Origin of the sequence: Streptomyces europaeiscabiei (assembly GCF_001550375.1) — a bacterium.
Taxonomy (GTDB): domain Bacteria; phylum Actinomycetota; class Actinomycetes; order Streptomycetales; family Streptomycetaceae; genus Streptomyces; species Streptomyces europaeiscabiei.
Map to the genome: position 1 here is coordinate 1 of NZ_LRTR01000400.1, position 17427 is coordinate 17427.

Annotated in this window: 13 protein-coding genes; 4 read left to right on the plus strand and 9 right to left on the minus strand. The window is 72.8% G+C overall.

All coding sequences use genetic code 11. The features are described 5' to 3' along the window. Positions 1 to 158: 158 nt before the first annotated feature. The 5 genes from AWZ10_RS19035 to pgfA all read right to left on the minus strand — a co-directional run bounded on the left by AWZ10_RS19035 (position 159) and on the right by pgfA (position 9322). Positions 159 to 1685: a hypothetical protein gene (locus AWZ10_RS19035; protein ID WP_060891645.1), complete on the minus strand. Its 1527-nt coding sequence runs from the start codon at positions 1683 to 1685 to the stop codon at positions 159 to 161. Beyond that, the gene (locus tag AWZ10_RS19040) at positions 1682 to 6094 is read right to left on the minus strand and encodes an alpha-(1->3)-arabinofuranosyltransferase (protein ID WP_060891646.1); all 4413 of its coding nucleotides are present in this window, start codon (positions 6092 to 6094) and stop codon (positions 1682 to 1684) included. Before AWZ10_RS19040 ends, AWZ10_RS19035 begins: the two co-directional genes overlap by 4 nt. Continuing rightward, entirely contained in the window at positions 6091 to 6792 is a 702-nt protein-coding gene (locus tag AWZ10_RS19045) for a class I SAM-dependent methyltransferase (protein ID WP_060891647.1), read from the minus strand. The genes AWZ10_RS19040 and AWZ10_RS19045 overlap by 4 nt, the downstream gene beginning before the upstream one ends. A gap of 140 nt (positions 6793 to 6932) precedes the next feature. Continuing rightward, positions 6933 to 8084, minus strand: coding sequence for a glycosyltransferase family 4 protein (locus AWZ10_RS19050; RefSeq protein WP_060891648.1), 1152 nt, complete (start codon positions 8082 to 8084; stop codon positions 6933 to 6935). 260 nt (positions 8085 to 8344) lie between these two features. Beyond that, positions 8345 to 9322 carry a cell envelope lipid trafficking protein PgfA gene (gene pgfA / locus AWZ10_RS19055; protein ID WP_060891649.1) on the minus strand — a complete coding sequence of 326 codons (978 nt, stop codon included), beginning with the start codon at positions 9320 to 9322 and terminating at the stop codon, positions 8345 to 8347. A gap of 369 nt (positions 9323 to 9691) precedes the next feature. Here pgfA and AWZ10_RS52400 point away from each other — a divergent pair, with 369 nt between their 5' ends. After that, positions 9692 to 9844, plus strand: a complete 153-nt coding sequence (locus AWZ10_RS52400) for a hypothetical protein (RefSeq protein ID WP_162948410.1) — start codon at positions 9692 to 9694, stop codon at positions 9842 to 9844. Positions 9845 to 9847: 3 nt separating this feature from the next. After that, positions 9848 to 11089: a PucR-like N-terminal domain-containing protein gene (locus AWZ10_RS19060; protein ID WP_060891650.1), complete on the plus strand. Its 1242-nt coding sequence runs from the start codon at positions 9848 to 9850 to the stop codon at positions 11087 to 11089. A gap of 97 nt (positions 11090 to 11186) precedes the next feature. Here AWZ10_RS19060 and AWZ10_RS19065 read toward each other — a convergent pair whose 3' ends face one another. Next, the gene (locus AWZ10_RS19065; protein ID WP_159058299.1) at positions 11187 to 11846 is read right to left on the minus strand and encodes a hypothetical protein; all 660 of its coding nucleotides are present in this window, start codon (positions 11844 to 11846) and stop codon (positions 11187 to 11189) included. Positions 11847 to 12054: 208 nt separating this feature from the next. On the opposite strand from AWZ10_RS19065, the gene AWZ10_RS19070 reads away from it, so the two are divergent. Beyond that, positions 12055 to 12828, plus strand: coding sequence for an IclR family transcriptional regulator (locus AWZ10_RS19070; protein WP_046707623.1), 774 nt, complete (start codon positions 12055 to 12057; stop codon positions 12826 to 12828). Then, complete coding sequence (locus tag AWZ10_RS19075) at positions 12825 to 13691, plus strand: SMP-30/gluconolactonase/LRE family protein (RefSeq protein ID WP_060891652.1); 867 nt, start codon at positions 12825 to 12827, stop codon at positions 13689 to 13691. The genes AWZ10_RS19070 and AWZ10_RS19075 overlap by 4 nt, the downstream gene beginning before the upstream one ends. Before the next feature lie 144 nt (positions 13692 to 13835). On the opposite strand, the gene AWZ10_RS19080 is transcribed toward AWZ10_RS19075, so the two are convergent. Genes AWZ10_RS19080 through AWZ10_RS19090 form a run of 3 tightly spaced genes read right to left on the minus strand, consistent with a single transcriptional unit; the run spans position 13836 to position 17423 of the window. Then, positions 13836 to 15236 carry an NAD(P)/FAD-dependent oxidoreductase gene (locus AWZ10_RS19080; RefSeq protein ID WP_205576499.1) on the minus strand — a complete coding sequence of 467 codons (1401 nt, stop codon included), beginning with the start codon at positions 15234 to 15236 and terminating at the stop codon, positions 13836 to 13838. After that, complete coding sequence (locus tag AWZ10_RS19085; RefSeq protein WP_046707707.1) at positions 15229 to 16713, minus strand: MAB_1171c family putative transporter; 1485 nt, start codon at positions 16711 to 16713, stop codon at positions 15229 to 15231. The genes AWZ10_RS19080 and AWZ10_RS19085 overlap by 8 nt, the downstream gene beginning before the upstream one ends. Next, positions 16710 to 17423, minus strand: coding sequence for a hypothetical protein (locus AWZ10_RS19090; RefSeq protein ID WP_063809777.1), 714 nt, complete (start codon positions 17421 to 17423; stop codon positions 16710 to 16712). The genes AWZ10_RS19085 and AWZ10_RS19090 overlap by 4 nt, the downstream gene beginning before the upstream one ends. Positions 17424 to 17427: the final 4 nt, after the last annotated feature.

Below are 17427 nucleotides of genomic sequence, written 5' to 3' on the forward strand. Positions count from 1 at the left end.
CGGGCCGAGGGCGGCCGCCAGCATGCGGGCCTGGGCGAGGCTGCGGGCGGTGCCGGAGGCGACCGGGACGGACGGGTCCTCGTAGAAGTCCCGAAGTCCTCTTACCCGGGCGGGTGCCGGGGATGCGGTGGGCGAGGTGGTCGGCATTGCTCGCGGCATCACTCGGTGTCCTCCGCCGTCGCGTGCAGATAGTGCTCGAAGAGGTCGCGGAGGTGGGCGCCGTCGCCGTGGCTGAGCAGGGCGCGGGACCAGCGCAGGGCCAGGTGCAGGCGGCCCGCCGTGGAGGCGGTCGTGACGGTGAGACCGCGCGGCATACGGGCGGGGGCCGAGAACCACACGGCGTGGGCGCGGCCGGCCTCCTCGCCGAAGTCCAGCGCGTACGGGATGCGGCCGATGTTGCTGAGCAGGGTGGTCGACGTCCAGGGGGCCGCGGCTCTGCGCAGGCTCCGGGTGAGGGCCGCGCGCCAGGCGACGGGGACGACCGGGGCGGTCAACAGGGAGGCGCCGTGGCCCAGTTGGGGGCGTTGCTGGGATTTCAGGGCACGGGTGCGTTCCGCCGTGCGGCGCAGGAGGGCGGCCAGGGGGGTGTGGGCGGGGTTCAACTCGTCCGAGGAGAAAGCGACTTCCACCAGGCGGGTGCCGTTGCCTATCTCCATGTCGGTGTCCCTCGGGCGGTCGTCCACGGGCATGGTGATGCGCAGGGGGCGGGGGCGGGCGCCGTGTTCCCGGTTCCAGTGGGCGAGCATCAGGGCCGTGGTGACCATCAGCTGGTCGTTCACGGTGTAGGGGGCGGACTTCGGGCGCCGGGGGACGGGGAGTTCGGTGACGAGCAGGCCGTTCCCGGGGGACGGCTCCGGGGTGCCGGGGGCGACGCGGGCGGGGCGGGCCCAGTTGGAGGGGGTGTCCGTCTCGGGTGGCGTCGGTTCGTCCGGGGTGGGGGCGGGGCGGACCGGTGGGGCCGTGGGGGCGTTGTCCCTGCCGCCGTACAGCTGTGCCGCGGTGGCGAGGATGCGGAGGCAGGCCGGGCCGTCCAGTGCGGTGTGGTTGACGGTGAGGAAGATGACTGTGCCCTTGCTGGGTGGGCTCCCGGGGGTGAGGTCGGCCGGGGGGTGTTTCCGCTGCCCGGCGGTTCGAGGTGCCGCTGCGCCCGTCCTCCCCCGCTCTCGGCCTCGCTCGGGCGGGAGGACCCCCATCGCCCCAGCGGCACGACTGCCCGCAGTCGAGACGGTGGGGCGGGAGGCGTGCCCGACGTCGTCGCTCGCCTCGCTGCCCACCGCCGGGCCCGCTCCCTCCACCACCTCCAGGCGGATCGGCGGCGACAGCGTCAGCGAAGGGGCCTCCATCAGGGCCCTCGTCCGCGCGTCCCGCAGCGCGTGCGGGCCCGCCGGCAGGAAGGCCACCACCTCGACCTCCGGCTCCCCGGTCAGCTCCCACTCGTAGCGGCGGCTGTACCACCGCCCCGGCGCCTCCCGCATGAGGATGCGGGGGTGGGCGCGAAGGGCGGCGTCGAAGGCGGTGCGGAGGCGGTCGGGGTCGAGGTGGCCGGGCAGGTGGACCTCGATGTGGACGGTTTCCGGTTCCTCCTCCTGGAGGCAGTGCCGGGACACCTCGTCGACCACCGGGAAGGGGATGCGGACGGGCCCGTGGGCGGCCTCGTCCCGTGCGGGGTGGTCCAGCGTCGTCATGCCGGTTCCCCCTTCCCCGTACCGCCGTTTCCCGAGAGGCCGTCGTCCTCCGGCGGCGTCGCCCCGGACTTCGGCCTGGTGAACGGAATCCGCCGGGTCGGTGTGTCCGGGTCCCCCTGCGGGGAGCCCGGCCCGCGTGCCGAGATCGTCGGACTCGCGACGGACCCGCCGCCTTCCCCGAACCTGCCCGGTCCGCCGTTCAGCGTCTTGTCCACCCGCCTGCGCTGCGGCAGCGGCGCCCCCGGCGGAACCTCGAACTCCCGTGTGGGGCGCGGCCGTTCCGGCGAGGTCACGACGTCCGCCCCCACACTCACCAGCGCCGCGAACAGACCGATCAGCGCGAGGAGTTGGGCCGCATGACCGAACGCGCCCTCGTCCGCCGCGACCGGCTCGCCCGCTCCGAGGGCGGCGGCGAGTCCGGCACCGGCCAGGGCGAGGAAGGCGATCGGTACGAGCAGGGTGGGCCGTTTCCAGGCGAGGAGCGCCAGGAGCGGGACCAGGAGGGCGAAGAAGCCCGCGACGACGATGCCGACGAGGGTGAGGGCGACCGTGCCGAGCCAGAGGCCGGGGCCCGGCGGGGTGGGCTGCGGCGCGTCGGGGTTGGGCTCCTGGCGGCGCCAGAGGGCCAGCCCGAACAGGGCCGCGAGGCCCACACCGGCACCGATCAGCCCGGCCTCGTACGTCACGGACGGCTCGTACGACAACTTGACCGTGCCGCCCGCGCCGCCGGGGATGCGCCAGCCCTGCTGCCAGCCGTCGAGCCGTACCGGGGTCAGCTCGCGGCCGCCCAGCGTGGCCTTCCAGCCGTCGTTGAAGTTCTCGTACGTCGTCAGGTAGGAGGCCGCCCCGTCGCCGACGGTGACCGTGCGGCGGTCGCCGAGCCAGTCCCGTATGCCCAGGTCGCGGCCGTTGGCGGCCGGTTCGGCGATCGAGCCCCGGGTGAGGGTCACGGTGGTGACGGCCAGCGCGCCCGAGTCCTCGGACTCGAAGGTGTGCCGGTCGGCCGCACCGAGCTCCAACCCGCCCTCCGCCTTGCCGTTCCGGCAGAGCGTCAGGTCGATCGACCGGCGCTCCACCAGGTCCCGTACCGCGCCCTTGGCGCTCGTCTCGTACAGCGTTCCGTCGACCTCGACCACCGGGCCCTCGCCGCACGGCAGCTCGAAGTCCCGGGTCGGGGCGGGCTGCGGAGTGCGGTACTGGTCGAGGGCCGGGACGTACGCCTCCGTGAGGCCGACCGGGAGTTGCAGGTCCTCGTCGGCGACGGGGTTGTGGACGGTGAGCGGGGCCGTCTCGGTGATGGTGATGTCGAGCTGGTCGGTGTTGATCGGGTCGAAGCGGACCCAGCCGTTCTCGTCGACACCGGCGATGGCGGCGCCGTCCGGGGAGCTGATCTCGACCTGCGTCGGCCGGGCCGACAGGCCGCCCGCCGGGGCCAGGACGAGCGAGCTGATCGGCCACTTGTCCTTCCAGCCGAGATGGATGGTCGGGTCGTCGCCCGCGATCCACGCCGTGGTCAGGTCGCCGTCGGTCAGGTTGCGCGGCGAGAGCCCGGCCCCGAGGGAGGCCGTGGATTCGGCGGTCGCCGTCATCCGGGTCTGCTGGTCGGGGGCGACCTCGTAGAGCAGCTTGTCGAGTTCGTCGCCCGGCACGGGGACGGCCGTCGCCCGCACCTCGTACGTGCCCGCCGTGGTGGTGCCGAACGTGCGGTGCAGCCCCGGTTCCGTGCCCGTGGGGGAGAGACCGGTCGGGTCGGCGGCCCGCTGCAACGCGATCACCTCGGCGGAGGCGTCGGACTCCTTCGCGTCGGTGGGCAGCCGCAGCATCCGGGTGACCTTGACGCCGGGGATGTCGATCTCGGCGAAGCCGGCGCCGACGAGCCCGGTGTGCCGCTCCGCCGAGTCGAGGATCGTGATCTTCAGCCAACTCGTCTCGCCGGGACGGGCGTCGACCGTCTGTGTCGAGCCGTCGGCCTGGAGGTTCGTGGAGCGGGAGCCCCGCTCGGTCTCCACCTTGATCCGCGTCGGCGCCGACCGCACCCCGTCCTGCGGCAGCGGGGTGACCTCGAAGGTCTCCGGGATGTCCTGGCTGCCGTCGAAGTCGATCCGCAGCCACTGACCGTTCGCCGACCCTGCCGCGCCCTCCGCCCAGGCGGTGCCCCGGTCGCCGTCGAAGGCGTTCACCGGGTCGTACTGCGGCAGATGGAACAGCCAGTTGCCGCTGGTCGAGGCGGTCACCGCCTTGGCGCCGCGCAGCTCGGCCACCGTCTGGTGGTCGAGACCCGACACCGGCAGGATCTGCTTGGGCTTCGCACCGGGGTCCTGCACGCTTCCGCTCGGGTTCCGCTCGTTCGCCGTGTACGTGTACGACGTGTTGGCGTTGACCAGGCCGAAGCGGGTGTCCGCGCGGCGCAGCCCGTCGCCGACCACCTGTACGGCCGGGGTGCCGAGGCCGGGGTGGTTGTCGCCGGTCAGCACGGTCGCGCGGTCGCGCAGTTCGGGGTCGGAGGCGAGCGGCAGCAGTGATTCGGGGCCGCCGGAGACGACGGCGGTGTCCGCGATCGCCTTCAGTCCGGCCTGCCCGGGACGCGGCACGTCCTCGGCCGGTCGGTAGATCTCCACGGCCCGCTGCCTTGCGTACAGCCCCTCGACCTGGAGCGGGGTGCCCTCGGCGATCCGCCCGCCGGTCATCATCGGCCCGAGCCCCGTCACCCGCTCGTACCCGGACTGCTCAAGGGTCCGCTTCACGGTCGTGGTCGGCACCGAGCCGATCTGGTCGGGGTCGAGGTCATTGCGTACGACGACGTAGTACAGGCCGGCCCGGCTCAAGTAGTCGCCCAGGCCCGGGACTTCGCCGCCCGTCAGCAGCGCCTGCTCGACGGCGTCCATCGCGCGCCGGTTGCCGGGGGTGCCGAAGGGGACGTAGTCGCGCTGTGCCCAGCGGGACTCGGCGAGGACGTCGAGGGGCTGGTCGACGGTGGTGCCCCAGGTGTAGATGCCGTGCGCGGTGGCCGGTACGACCAGCGCCCGCGAGTCGGGCGAGTACTTCTTCAGCCAATCGGCCGTCGACTGCCAGTACTTGGGCAGCTCCTGGAAGGAACCCGGTTGCAGCACAGTCCCGTTGAGGTACGGCCACAGCAGCCCCGGGACGACGAGGACGGCCGCGATCAGCGGGGCGAACCGACGCCCCCGAACCCGGCGGGCGCCGTGCGTCTGCGCGGCCACTCCCACCACATGCGCGAGCCCGAGGACGAGCGCGAGCGCCAGCCCGGTCTGGAACTTGTAGATGTTCCGGAAGGGCGCGAGGCCCCCGTTCAGCCAGTCCTGGACCACCCCGTGGAAGGGGGCCCCGAACACACCGCCGTACCCGGCGAGCGTGATCAGCGCGACCACCAGCACGGTCAGCACCAGCCACCGCCGCTCGGGCATGTCCCGCCGCGCGAGCCCGGCGAGTCCCAGCCCCGCCGCCAGCGCCGACGACAGGATCACGACGACGGACGCGGCGACGGACCAGCCGGCCGGCAGCCAGGGCTCACCGAAGTTCAGATACGCCACCCAGTTCCCGGCGCCCCGCAGCGCCTCGGTGGCGGACATCGTGGCCGTCGTGGTCTGCGAACTCTCCACGTAGGGAAGGAAGTTCTCCCCGTGGAAGCCGAGCAGCAGCAGCGGCACCACCCACCACGCGGTCGCCAGGATCACCCCCGGCACCCACCAGGCGATCAGCCTGAGCTGCCGCGGCCCCGGCGTCCGGGTGAGCAGGTACAGCCCGACGGGCACCAGCGAGGCCAGGGTCGCGGTCGCGTTGACCCCGCCCATGAACGGGATGACGAGTGCCGACCGCAGGGCGGCCACCCGTGCGCTGTACCGCTCGTTGGTGAGCGGCAGCAGCACCCACGGCAGGAACGCCCCCGGCAGCGCGGCGGCCGAGGTCGACCCGACGACGGTGGTGAACACGGGCCACAGCGCGTAGGCGCCGGCGGCCAGCAACCGTGAAGCGGAACTCCCCACCCCCAACCGCTCCGCCAGCCGCAGCGCACCCCAGAACGCCACCGACACGATCAGCGACAGCCACAGCCGCTCCGCGAGCCACACCGGCAGCCCGACCAGGTCGGTCAGCCCGTAGTACGGCAGCATCGGCCACAGGTAGCCGACGTACTGGTCCTGGATGCCGCCGAACCCGCCGCGGTCGTGCCACAGCTGACCGAGGTCGGAGACGAACTGCCAGGGGTCGGTGGTGACTCCGAGCTTGGTGTCGAAGGTCTGCCGCCCCGGTTGCGCGGCGACCAGCAGTACGAACACCACGGCCCAGAATCCCAGCAGCCAGCGCCGCGACCGAGGGCCCTCGGGGGGTCCCTCGGTCGTGCCCGCCGGCCTCACCGGCGCGGGAGGTGGAGCCTGGACCGTGCTCGTCATGGTGGACACCGCCGGAGGATGAGGAGGAGGTTCCAGGTGGCGAACTCACGCAGTCCCGGCGCTTTCACGACGGTCTCCGCGAGAAACGGCCAGTAGCGGGAGCGCGCCGACACGACCGTCACGTCGTCCCGGCCGCGCACCTGCCGCAAAGTGCGTCCGATGTGCACGGCGAAGAGGTTCTCGCCGAGTGTGTGCTTGGCGTCCTTCCCGGTACGGCGCCGATAGCGGGCCCGCGCCCATTCGGCTCCCAGGTAGTGCCAGGGCGCCCACTCGTGCCCGCCCCACGGGGACAGCCAGTTCGTGAACGACACATAGATCAGTCCGCCGGGTCGCGTCACCCGCACCAGCTCACTGATGAAGGTCGGCGGATCGGCGACATGCTCCAACACGTTGGAGGTGAAGGTGACGTCGGCGACGCCGTCGGCCAGGGGCAGCAGATAGCCGTCGGCGACGACGGCCCCGTCCGGCGGTTTCGCCCCCAACTCCCGCAGATCCGGCTCGAAGAGATACGCCTGCGCACCCCGCCGCCGGAACTCCTCGGTGAAGTACCCGCTCCCGCCCCCGACATCGACGACCGTCAGCCCGTCGACGGGCCGCCCGCCGTACGCCTCGACCTGATCGACGGCATCGCGGGCCAGCAGCGCGTAGCAGTACTCGGGATCGTCCTGCTCCCGCATGAAGGCCCGGAAGAGGGACACGGAGCGCTTCAGGGAGGGGTCACCATAGGGGCGCGGGGCTGTGACATGGGCTGCTCCGCCGCGTGGGCGCGACAAGCCACGACGAACCCGCAGCCGCCAACGATCCGTCGAGACGCCCCGTGTGACGCCCGGTTCCTTCTTCATGGCGTCCAGCCCCGCACAGCCTCCGCGGCCACCGCACGAAACTGCCGCACCGTGTGATCCCACCGGTAGTGCGCGGCCCGCTCCCGCGCGGCCTTCCCCATCAGCACCCGCCGATCGGTGGACAACGCCAGCGCGCACCAGGCCGCGGCGAACGACGACTCGCCCCGGGCCAGCACCCCGGTCTCCCCGTCCACGACGGAATCCCGCAGCCCCGGCACATCGAAGGCGACCGAGGGCGTCTCCCGCACGGCGGCCTCGGTGACGACGAGCCCCCACCCCTCGACGGCGGACGGATGCAGCAGCAACCAGGCCGCACACAGCAGCCGGTGCTTCTCCTCCTCGGAGACATGCCCGGCGAACTCGGCCCCGGGCCCGGCCATCGCTTCCAGCCGCGACCGCTCCGGCCCGTCACCGACGATCACGAGCCGCCCGCCCGTCACCGGCCGCACCCGTTCCCACAGCCGCAGCAGCAGGTCGATGCGCTTGTACTCGACCAGCCGCCCCACGGCCAGGAACAACGGCTCGGGGGACCGCTCGGTACGCGGTCCGGGCTCCTCGACCCCGTTGTGCACGACCCGTATCCGCTCCCGCTCCACACCGATCGAGCGGAGCGCGGTGGCCGTGGACGGGGACACGGCGACCAGCAGGTTCCGGCGCTGCGCGGCTGTCAGCGACCAGTGTTCGAGTCTTCGGCCGAGCCGCGCGGCCGGCGCCAGGGGGCCGCCGAACCGCAGCTGCCACAGATCCGTGTGCACATGGTTGACCAGGCACATCGTCGGACCGTGGTGCCAGAGCGGCGCGAGGTAGGGCATGCCGTTGCACACCTCGACGAGGAGGTCGCAGTCGCCGACCTGACGGGCGAAGGCCGACTTGGCGCGCAGATGGTGGCTCAGGTCGCCGCCGGCCGACACGACGCGGTAGTCGCGGTAGGCCGCCGGGCCGCCGCACAGCAGGGTGACCTGGTGGCCCAGTCGGGTCAGGCCGTCGGCGAGCCGGTCGACGAGGAGCTCGGAGCCCCCCGCCGCCGGATTACCGAGGTCACGGCGGGCGAGAAAGACGATCCGGCGCGGCTGTGGGGGGCCTGCCGACCGGTGCCGGTCCAGGCGCGGAAACACCTCGACCAGCGAAAACGGCACGTGCTGGGGCATGGGTGCTCCAACTCGTCTCGGGGTGCGGAACTCAGCGGGGAGAAGGTCGTTCGCTGTGGGGGATGTTCCGGTGGGAGGGGGGTCCGGGTGGGTCTTGCGGGTCTCTCGTTCCTCGGAGGTGCTGGGAGATGTGGGGGAGTTGTTTGTGGGCGGGGTGTGGGTGGGCTGTGCTCAGGTGGGGTGGACAGTTTTCGCCCAGCGGTTCGAAGCTGCTACTCACCGACGTGATAATTTCCGGGGTTTATTCAACTGACGCCCTGTCACATCGTGATCGGTTCCTGGGACGACTCGGGCGTATCGGGGCGCCGCCTGCCACGCACTACCAGAGCGGCACCCACCGCGGCGAGGACGAAACCGAGCACAGCGGTACCGATCGGCACCGTCCGCCCCACCAGTCGCAGCAGTCCGCTGTCCTTCTCCGCCTGGTCGACCGCGAACTTCTGCGTCTCCGGGGTGAACGCGAGCTTCCGGCTGTCGAGGAGCACCGCCGCGTCCTCGCTCCCGCCCGGCGCCCGCAGCGTCCGGCGCGGCCCGGTCTGCGCGTAGAGCACGCGTCCCGTGCTCTGGTCGACGACCAGTTCGAGACCGTGGTTGGCGTACCACTCCTCGGCGAGCACCTGCGGCTTGTTCGGCTCGTCGACGAGGGCGCCGGGGACCATCCGGGTGCCGGTCCTGGTGGCCGGAACCTTCGCCGTGAAGCGCAGCCCCTCGTAGCCCCGGATCTTCTTCCGGCCCTCGTAGTGGAGCGTCACCGTCGCGCCGAGCGTGTTGTCCCACCAGCGGTAGGAGCGTTCCTGCACGTCGAAGGGGAACTTCAGATAGGCCTCGCCCTCGAAGTACGGCTTCTCGTCGCAGCAGTGCACGGGTCGGTTGGTCTTCCGGTCGCTCACCCAGCGGTGCGGGGTGAAGTCCAGCGCGTCGTGCGGGTCGGCCGCCGGCAGCGACTTCTCGGTGTCGACCGAGGTGATCACGTCCCACACCGCGGCCCCGCTGCGCTCACTTTCGGCCACATCGCCGCGGACCCGCTGGGTCACGGTGATCTCCTGGTCCGGCACGGTCCTCACCTGCCCCACGTCGAAGACGCTGCCCGTGCCGGTGTAGACGGCGGTCGTGTCGATGTCGATCGGATTCACGGCGGCCCGTGGCTGCACGTACCACGCGAGCAGGGGCGCGAGGACCAGCAGAAAGGTGCCGAGGCCCAGCAGGGCCAGGGAGACGGGTGAGGCGGTACGGCGCATCCGGGCACTCCAGGGGGCGTTGGGAGGTGCGACTCGGGTAGGCGTGCGGAAGGGGCGACGACTGGGGGGAAGGTGCGCGTGACCAGGGGGTGCCGTCCGGGTCGGCGTGGAAGAAGGAGCTGCGTCCGGTGCGTCCGGTGCGTGCGGTCGCAAGGTGCCGGAAGGACCTCGTGGCGGAGCCACTCGGGCCTTTCGATGACGCGGCGAGCGCGTGTGCCGGACGCCGCGACGCCGCACCGGTCCGGACGGCACCCCCTTGGGCCGGGAACCGTAGGCGGAGTCTTGACGCAGTGTCAATGCATTGCTGACACTGAGCATGCGGGGTGCCCTGGGTGGGGACGACCTGTCGACCGAGAGGCTGCCCCTGCGATGTCCAGACTGCTCGCCGCCGCACTGACCATGCTGGCCGCCGCCGCTCTCGCCGTGGGGGCCGCGCTCGGTGTCGTCGCGCTGCTCGACGCGACACCGGACCAGCCGAACACCCCGCTCATCACGTACGAGAACGCCGGTCAGGAGCGCTGAGGGGTGACCGGAGTGCCGGTGACCGTCACGGTCCGCTCAGCCTGGCACGACGTGCCGCGCCTGCAGGTGCGCGAGTTCGCCGCGATCGCCATGGCCGAGGCCCCCGCCCTCGCCGAGGAGATCCTGGGTGAGATCCGCCGCGAGTACCCGCAGTTGCCCGTCGTCCTCGACGACTCCGGCGAGCCGATGGCCCTCATCGGCATCCGCCGCGCGATCGAGGTCTTCGTCCAGCACCTGGAGACCGCCGAGGGCCGCCCCCGTGTCCCTCCCGGCGTCTTCCAGGAGTTCGGCCGTGGCGAGGGCCTGAACGGCCGCAGCCTGGATTCGTTGCAGGCGATCTACCGCCTCGGCGTACGCCTCGCCTGGCGCCGTTTCGCGGAGATCGGCCAGCGCGTGGAGATCCCGCCGCCCGCGATGTACGAACTCGTCGACGCCGGATACGAGTACCTGGACGGCTTGGTGGACCAGTCGGTGCGCGGCTATGCGGAGGCGGCTGCCCGGCAGGCCGGCGAACGGCTGCGACTGCAACGCCGGCTGATGGAACTCCTCCTCGCCGAGCACCACCGGGGCGACCCGGCCGACGCGCTCACGGAACGCGCGGCCCGGATCGGCTGGACCCTCCCGGAGAAGGTCGCGGTCGGGGTCCTGTTACGCCCGGCCCGCGAGGCCATGGCCCCCGCGGTCGGCCAGGGCGTCCTGCTGGACATGGAGTACGAGCAGCCCCGCATGGTCGTCCCCGAACCGGACGCGGGCGGCCGCCCCGAACTCCTCCACCGCGCCCTGACCGGCTGGTCCGGCGCGATCGGCCCGCCGGTGCCGCTGGCCGACGCGGCCAAGTCGCTGCGCTGGGCGGAGGCCGCCGTACGCCTCATGGAACGCCGGCTGCTGCCCGGCGGTGAGGCCCTGTACTGCACCGAGCACACCGAGGCCCTGGTCCTCCTCCAGCCCGAGGAGCTGATCGACGACCTCGCCCTGCGCTGCCTCGCCCCCCTGGCCCACTGCGGCCCCACCCATGGCCGCCGCCTCGCCGAGACCCTCCTCGCCTGGCTGGAGACCCGCGGCGGCGCCCCCGAGATCGCCACCCGCCTCGGTGTGCACCCGCAAACCGTCCGCTACCGCCTCCGCCAGATCCGCGAACTCTGGGGCGACGAGATCGACAACCCCGACCGCCGCTTCGAACTGGAACTCGTCCTGAGGGCGCAACGGCTGCGCGGCGAGCTGGGGGACCCGCGTCCCCGGCGGTGAAGGGAGCGGGCCGGTGTCCCTGGGGGTGAGGTGTGTGTGGGGGCTGGTGTCCCCGACCGTGAGAGCTGCGGGCCGGTGTCCCCGGGGGTGAGGGCGCTCAGGTCAGCTGGCCCCAGGCCTCGTCGACCAGTCGGGCCACCCGGCTCGGCTCATGGGAGACGTCGCCGGTGGAGTTGCGGATCAGCACGGTCAGGTCCGCGTCGCCGCGCTGGCAGGACACCGTGGACACGCTGTCGGGGGCCGGCTCGCCGCCGGCGTTGGTGGGCAGGTTGTGCACGACGCAGTCCACCTTCCCGAACCTGACCAGCCCATTGGTGGGCCGCTCCAGGCCCAGCACCTTCGCATCCTCGTACGGCACGTACGGCCGTGGGGATGCCCCGCGCACGGCTGTCAGCTGGAAGAACGACTCCAGGGAGGAGTCGGAGAAGGACTGGACGACGGCAGCCGCACCTCCGTACGCCTCGGACAGCCGCTCCCCGCTCTCGCTGTCCCAGGCGCGATTCCGCTCCGCCGTCTCCCGCCCGTCCGCGCCCTTGCCGAGATCCAGGACGGCCTTGTCCTGGTGGAGGAACCCGCCGAGCGTCTCCGGTGCCGAGAGGTCCGCCCCCGGGACGGCCCGCGCCCCCGCCGTCCGCGAGGAGACCGACGCGTCGTCGTCCCCCGTGATCAGCCAGGCTCCGCCCACCAGGCCTGCCCCGAGCGCCAGGCCGACGAGGCCGCCGAGCCCGAGTTTCGCCATTCTGTCGACGTCCGTCACCGAGTGCCCCTGTCCCCTCACCGTGTGCAAGGCCAGCGCCCGCGCTCCGGTCACAGGAAACCCGGGGTGCCCCCGACCATTGCCCGGTCAAGGGCACTATGACTAGCCTGTGTTCGTTATGCCGATCGACAGTTGAAATTTCGAACACTCGCCGTGGTCAGACCGTAGACAGACAGACAGACAGACAGACAGAGGGAGGGGGCCGACCATGGGACGCCTAGTACCTGCCGTGACCCGGGCGCTCGACATATTGGAGCTCTTCCTGGACGGGGACGGCACGCTGTCCGCCCCCGACATCGTGCGGAGGCTCCAACTGCCCCGCACCACCGTGCACGAGCTGGTCACCACGCTCGCAGCCCGGGGATACATCGTCCAGGTGCAGGGACAGCCGGGACGCTACCGCCTCGGAGTCCGCCCGTACCAGCTCGGCAGCCGCTACGCCGAGCAGCTGGACCTCGCCGCCGAGGGCCAGCAGGTGGCCAGGTCCGTCGCCGAGACCTGCGACGAGACGGTGCACGTGGCGATCCTGGAGTACACGGACGTCATCTACATCGCCAAGGTCGACTCCACGCATGCCGTGCGCATGGTCTCCGCCGCGGGCCGCCGCCTCCCGGCGCACTGCACCTCCGTCGGCAAGATGCTCCTCGCCTCCCTTCCCGAGGTCGAGCTGAGCGCCCGGATCCCGGACGACGCCGACCTGATCGCCATGACCCCCAACAGCATCACCGACCCGGCCGCCCTGCGCGAGGCCCTGGCCCGGATCCGTGAGCGGGGTCTCGCCGTGGAGAACCGCGAGTCCAACCCGGACGTCTCCTGCGTCGCCGCGCCGGTCCGCGACCGTACCGGCCGGGTCGTCGCCGCGATCTCCATCTCCGTCCCCATGATCCGCTGGAGCGACGAGCGCCGGATCGAGCTGGAGCAGCTCGCCGCCAAGGGCGCCGCGGAGCTGTCCGAGCGCCTCGGCCACCGGATCGTGGCATGAGCGCGCACACGGGTTACGAGATCGCGGTACGGGAGTACGCGGCCCTCGGCGAGGGGCCCACCTGGGACGCCGACGCCCAGCGCCTGATCTGGATCGACATCCTCGGGTCGCGCGTTTACACGTATGACCCGGCGTCGGGCCGCCGCACGGTCCTCGTCACCGAGCAGCACGTCGGCGCGGTCAAGCCCCGCGTCGGCGGCGGCCTCGTCCTGAACCTCCGGGACGGCGTCGGCCTGACCGACCCCGACGGCGGCTTCCGGTGGCTGCACCACGAGCCGGTCCCCGGCCGCCGCGCCAACGACGCCGCCGTCGCCCCCGACGGCTCCCTCTACGCCGGCACCATGCGCTACGACGAGGCCCCGGGCGGCGGCACCCTGGCCCGCTTCACCGCCGACGGCCTCACGCGGACGGTCCTCGACGACGTCGCCGTCAGCAACGGCACCGGCTGGAGTCCGGACGGCCGGCTGATGTACTACATCGACTCGCCGACCCGCCGCATCGACGTCTTCGACTACACGGACACCGACGACGGTCGCCTGCCCGTCGGCCGGCGCCCCTTCGTGACCATCGAGGACGGTGGCGGTTTCCCCGACGGCCTCACCGTCGACGCCGAGGGCTGCGTCTGGGTCGCCCTCTGGGAGGGCGGCGCCGTCCGCCGCTACACCCCGGCCGGCACCCTGGACCGCGTCATCCCCCTCCCCGCCCCTCGCCCCACCGCCTGCGCGTTCGGCGGCCCCGACCTCACCGACCTGTACATCACGACAGCCCGCACGGGAACGGAGACCCCGCACCCGCTGTCGGGCTCACTGCTGGTGGTACCGGGCGCGGGGAAGGGCCTGGCCCAGCCGGCGTTCGCGGGCTGATCCCGGAGTACGGCGCCTACGTGGTCGTCCGCCGCAACGGTGGGCGACCACGGTCGTGCCGGGTGCCGGGTGCCGGGGAGGTGGAGGGTCTGAGGCGGCGTTCGCGGCTGATCCCCGGGCCGCCGCCCCGCATCCTGAACCCGGTCAGAGGCCGGCGGCCCTGCGCTCCTCCGGCGTGAGCGGTGCTTCCTCCAGCCTCGGTCTGAGGGGCCCCGCGGCTGCCGCCAGCAGGACGCCCGGTGTGAGGAGGACCTCCGGGCCGCGCTCCAGGGAGGTCACGTCGGTCAGGCGGCGCGCGATACGGCCGTTGCCGGTGGCGGTGAGCAGGAGCCGGTCCACGTACGCGGCGACCAGCCGGTCCCGCCGCGTGGGCCCGGCCTGAGTCGCACCCTCGTAGAACACGTCCTGCCCCGTGGCGAGGTCCCAGGCCACGCCCACCGGACGGGCCACCGCCTTCTGTATCCGCCGCGCCAGACCGGGCGAGCCCCAGCCCTGACGCCGGATCACATCCCGTAGCGCGAGCGCGCTTTGGGCGGCGACCGCCATCCCGTGCCCGTAGACCGGGTTGTACACGGCGAGCGCGTCCCCGATGACGGCGAAGTTCTCCGGCCGACGGGACATCCGCTCGTAGAACCAGCGCCGGTTGGCGGTGGACCGCGTGAACGCCACATCGCCCAACGGCTCGGCCCCGGCGATCAGTTCGCCGATGAGCGGATGCCGCAGCTCCTCCCGGGCGTACCGTACGAAGTCGTCGTTGTCGGGGGAGGGTTCGCCGCCCCGCGTCCCGGACAGCATGACGATCCACCGCCCGTCCTCGATGGGCACCAGGAAGGCGGACCGGCCGGGCCCCGGCCGCCGGGCGTCGGCCTGTACGGCGACCACCGGGAACCCCCGCCGGGCCCCCTCCGGCGCGCGGAAGACCCGGCTGGCGTACGCGAGACCGGAGTCGACCTCCCGCTTCTCCGGCTCGGGTAGGCCGAGCGCCGCGAGCCAGTGCGGCGCGCGGGAGGAACGGCCGGTGGCGTCGACGACCAGCCCGGCTTCGAGGACACGCTCGGTGCCGTCGTCCTGGCGGACCCGTACCCCGGTCACGGCCGCCTCGCCGCCGACGAGCCCGAGCACCTCGGTGCGCTCCAGCAGTTCGACCCGGTCGTCGGCCAGCACCGCCATACGGACGGTCGCGTCCAGCAGGTCCCGCCCGGCCAGGAGGTTGTGGTGGGACACGGGCCAGCGCCGGTACCAGCCCTGCGGCGACAGGATCACCATGTCCGTGGTCACCGCCTGCCGGTGCGCCCCGGCCGCCAGCAGCCGCTCGGTGGTGCCCGGCACCAGCTCCTCCACGGCCTGGGCCCCGCCCGACCACAGCATGTGGGCGTGGCGTGCCTGCGGCAGACCCCGGCGTGGACCGGGCCGCTCGGGCAGCGCGTCCCGCTCGACGACCGTGACCTCGTCCACGAACCCGGCCAGGGCACGGGCCGCGAGCATGCCGGCGAGGGAACCACCGAGCACGATGGCGGACCGGACGGCGGCGGGACGTTCACTCATGTACGGGCACACCGCTCTCTGCGCTGGAGGCGGCGGCGAGCACACGCACCGCCTCGATCTCGACGGGCTCGCGAAGCGCCAGCGACACGGCCTCGATGTCCTGGAGCAGATCGGTGAAGTCCGAGGAGACCGCGAACTCGGGGAAGGCCGAACGGCCCGGCGCTCCCGCCAGGTCCCCCTCCAGGCTCGCAGGGTCCCCTACGCTCGCAGGGTCCCCTACGCTCGCCGGGTCACCTACTCCCGCCGGGTCCCCTGCGCCCGGCTGATCTCCCGCTCCCGCCAGGCCCTCCACGCCCGACAGGCCCCCCGAACCCGCCGCGAGCCCCGGAAAGACGAGCGGGCCCGCCGTGAGCGTGGCCGTCGTCCCGCTGTCGGGCAACCGCCTCCGGGTGGCCACCGCGTCCTGGATGGTCACGGCGGCGGCGAGGGCCTTCGCGCGGCCGGGCTCGTGGCCGAGGTCCAGGGCGGCGTCGTACGCGCGACGCCGCAGGTCCTGGTCGAGGTGGCGGGTCAGCCGGAGCAGGGCGTCGCGGATGAACGTCTCCCGGCGGGTGAGGCGCAGCTCCGGCGTGGCGCGCAGTGCGAAGGGGACGCGGGAGTCGTCGACGGTCCGGGTCAGCAGGTACAGGGGCCGCAGCCGCCGGTGGCCGGCCCGCACCCGCCAGCGGTCCTGCAGATACTGGCCGCCGTGCGGCAGGATGAAGCCCACCGCGATGCAGATGGCCGCCAGGGCGACGACCGGCGGCGCGACATGCGTGCTCAGCCAGTCGAGGTCGTGCCCCGTCCAGCGGGCGACCACCGCCGTGAGCTTCGAGGCGTCGAACACCAGATTGAGCGCGCAGCCCAGGCCCAGCGCCTTCAGGCCGCCGCGCAGCCACAGGTCGAGGCCGTCCGCGCGGACCCAGTTGCGGATCAGCCCGTAGGTGATCAGACAGGCCGCCGTGTGCGCGAGGAGGTAGAGCAGGATCTCCTCGCGCATGAAGGGCGTGGTGGCGTAGTACGTGTCCAGATCGCGCAGCCGCTCGCGGGGGACGTCCGCGAGCGCGAACAGCGCCCACAGGGCGACGATCACCCCCGCGTACACGCCGACGACCCACCGCATGAGGTGGCGGGTCGCCGGTGACCGGTCCGCCGGGCCGTTGCGCCACGCGACGATCAGCAGCAGACAGGACGCGCAGAACGCGGTGATGAGGGAGTACACCCAGGGCGCGGCGACGTTCGGCACGCCCGTGACCCGGTTGGTCCAGGCGATGACCGACGGCACCGCGAACACGAAGACGCAGCAGGCGAGCAGCAGCAGCCCGCCGACCGCCCGCAGCAGCGAGTCCCGCCACAGCTTCACGATGCTGGGCAGCTTGATCACCAAGGCGGCGGTCAGTACGGCCGTGGGGATCCAGAACGAGATGTACAGGTCACCGAAGAAGTCGGCGGGGCTGAGCGCCCCGGTCGTCGTCGCGGGCACGGCCGTCCCCCTCATCTCCGGTGCCTGCGATAGCCCAGCGACGCCTGGATGGCCTGCCCGACGGGGTCGGCCGGGTCCGCCGGGTCGGCCGACCCGCCCTGCCCGGTGTCCACCCAGGAACGGAAGACGGTCGCGAGCCGGTGGCCGAAGTCCTCGGCCTCCTGCTCGTCGGACTCGTGCGAGCCGTTGCGCGCCGCGATGGGCGTGCCGCCCTGCCCGAGCGCGGCGGACAGCTCGGGGGAGAGCGGCGACGGCGCGGACGCGCGCTGATCACCCGACTCGTTCGACCTACCCGGCTCACCCGGCTCGCCCGGCTCACCGGACCGCGCGAGCGCGGCGGCGTCCGGGCCCGGCAGATGGCGATGACAGTGCCCGGCATGCATGTGCCACAACTCATGGCCCAGGATGACCAGTTGCTGCACGGTCTCCGCCCGCTCCTCGACGATCACCAGGTCGAAGTCGGGGAACTCCATCCACAGTCCGGTCACCCCGATCCCGTCCGGAAACCGCTCGAACCGCAGCTTCACCGGCCGTCCGCCCCGCCGCGCACTCATCTCCGCACACAACGCCGCGCCCAACTCCCGTACGTCGACGGGCGCGTCGAGCCTCCCCCGCACCGCCTTGCTGAGCCCGGCGGTCAGCTTCCGCATCTCGGCGGCGGACCGCGAGGGCAACAGCGCGGTCCGGACCCGGCCGACGGCCCCGCGCAGCCCCGCACTCGCCATGCCC

Excerpts from the sequence above, each read along its gene's own strand:
- AWZ10_RS19070 (WP_046707623.1), top strand. The coding sequence starts at position 12,055 with ATGGGACGCCTAGTACCTGCCGTGACCCGGGCGCTCGACATATTGGAG.
- AWZ10_RS19075 (WP_060891652.1), top strand. The coding sequence starts at position 12,825 with ATGAGCGCGCACACGGGTTACGAGATCGCGGTACGGGAGTACGCGGCC.
- AWZ10_RS19085 (WP_046707707.1), bottom strand. The coding sequence starts at position 16,713 with ATGAGGGGGACGGCCGTGCCCGCGACGACGACCGGGGCGCTCAGCCCC.
- AWZ10_RS52400 (WP_162948410.1), top strand. The coding sequence starts at position 9,692 with ATGTCCAGACTGCTCGCCGCCGCACTGACCATGCTGGCCGCCGCCGCT.
- AWZ10_RS19040 (WP_060891646.1), bottom strand. The coding sequence starts at position 6,094 with ATGACGAGCACGGTCCAGGCTCCACCTCCCGCGCCGGTGAGGCCGGCG.
- AWZ10_RS19080 (WP_205576499.1), bottom strand. The coding sequence starts at position 15,236 with ATGAGTGAACGTCCCGCCGCCGTCCGGTCCGCCATCGTGCTCGGTGGT.
- pgfA (WP_060891649.1), bottom strand. The coding sequence starts at position 9,322 with ATGCGCCGTACCGCCTCACCCGTCTCCCTGGCCCTGCTGGGCCTCGGC.
- AWZ10_RS19090 (WP_063809777.1), bottom strand. The coding sequence starts at position 17,423 with ATGGCGAGTGCGGGGCTGCGCGGGGCCGTCGGCCGGGTCCGGACCGCG.
- AWZ10_RS19050 (WP_060891648.1), bottom strand. The coding sequence starts at position 8,084 with ATGCCCCAGCACGTGCCGTTTTCGCTGGTCGAGGTGTTTCCGCGCCTG.
- AWZ10_RS19035 (WP_060891645.1), bottom strand. The coding sequence starts at position 1,685 with ATGACGACGCTGGACCACCCCGCACGGGACGAGGCCGCCCACGGGCCC.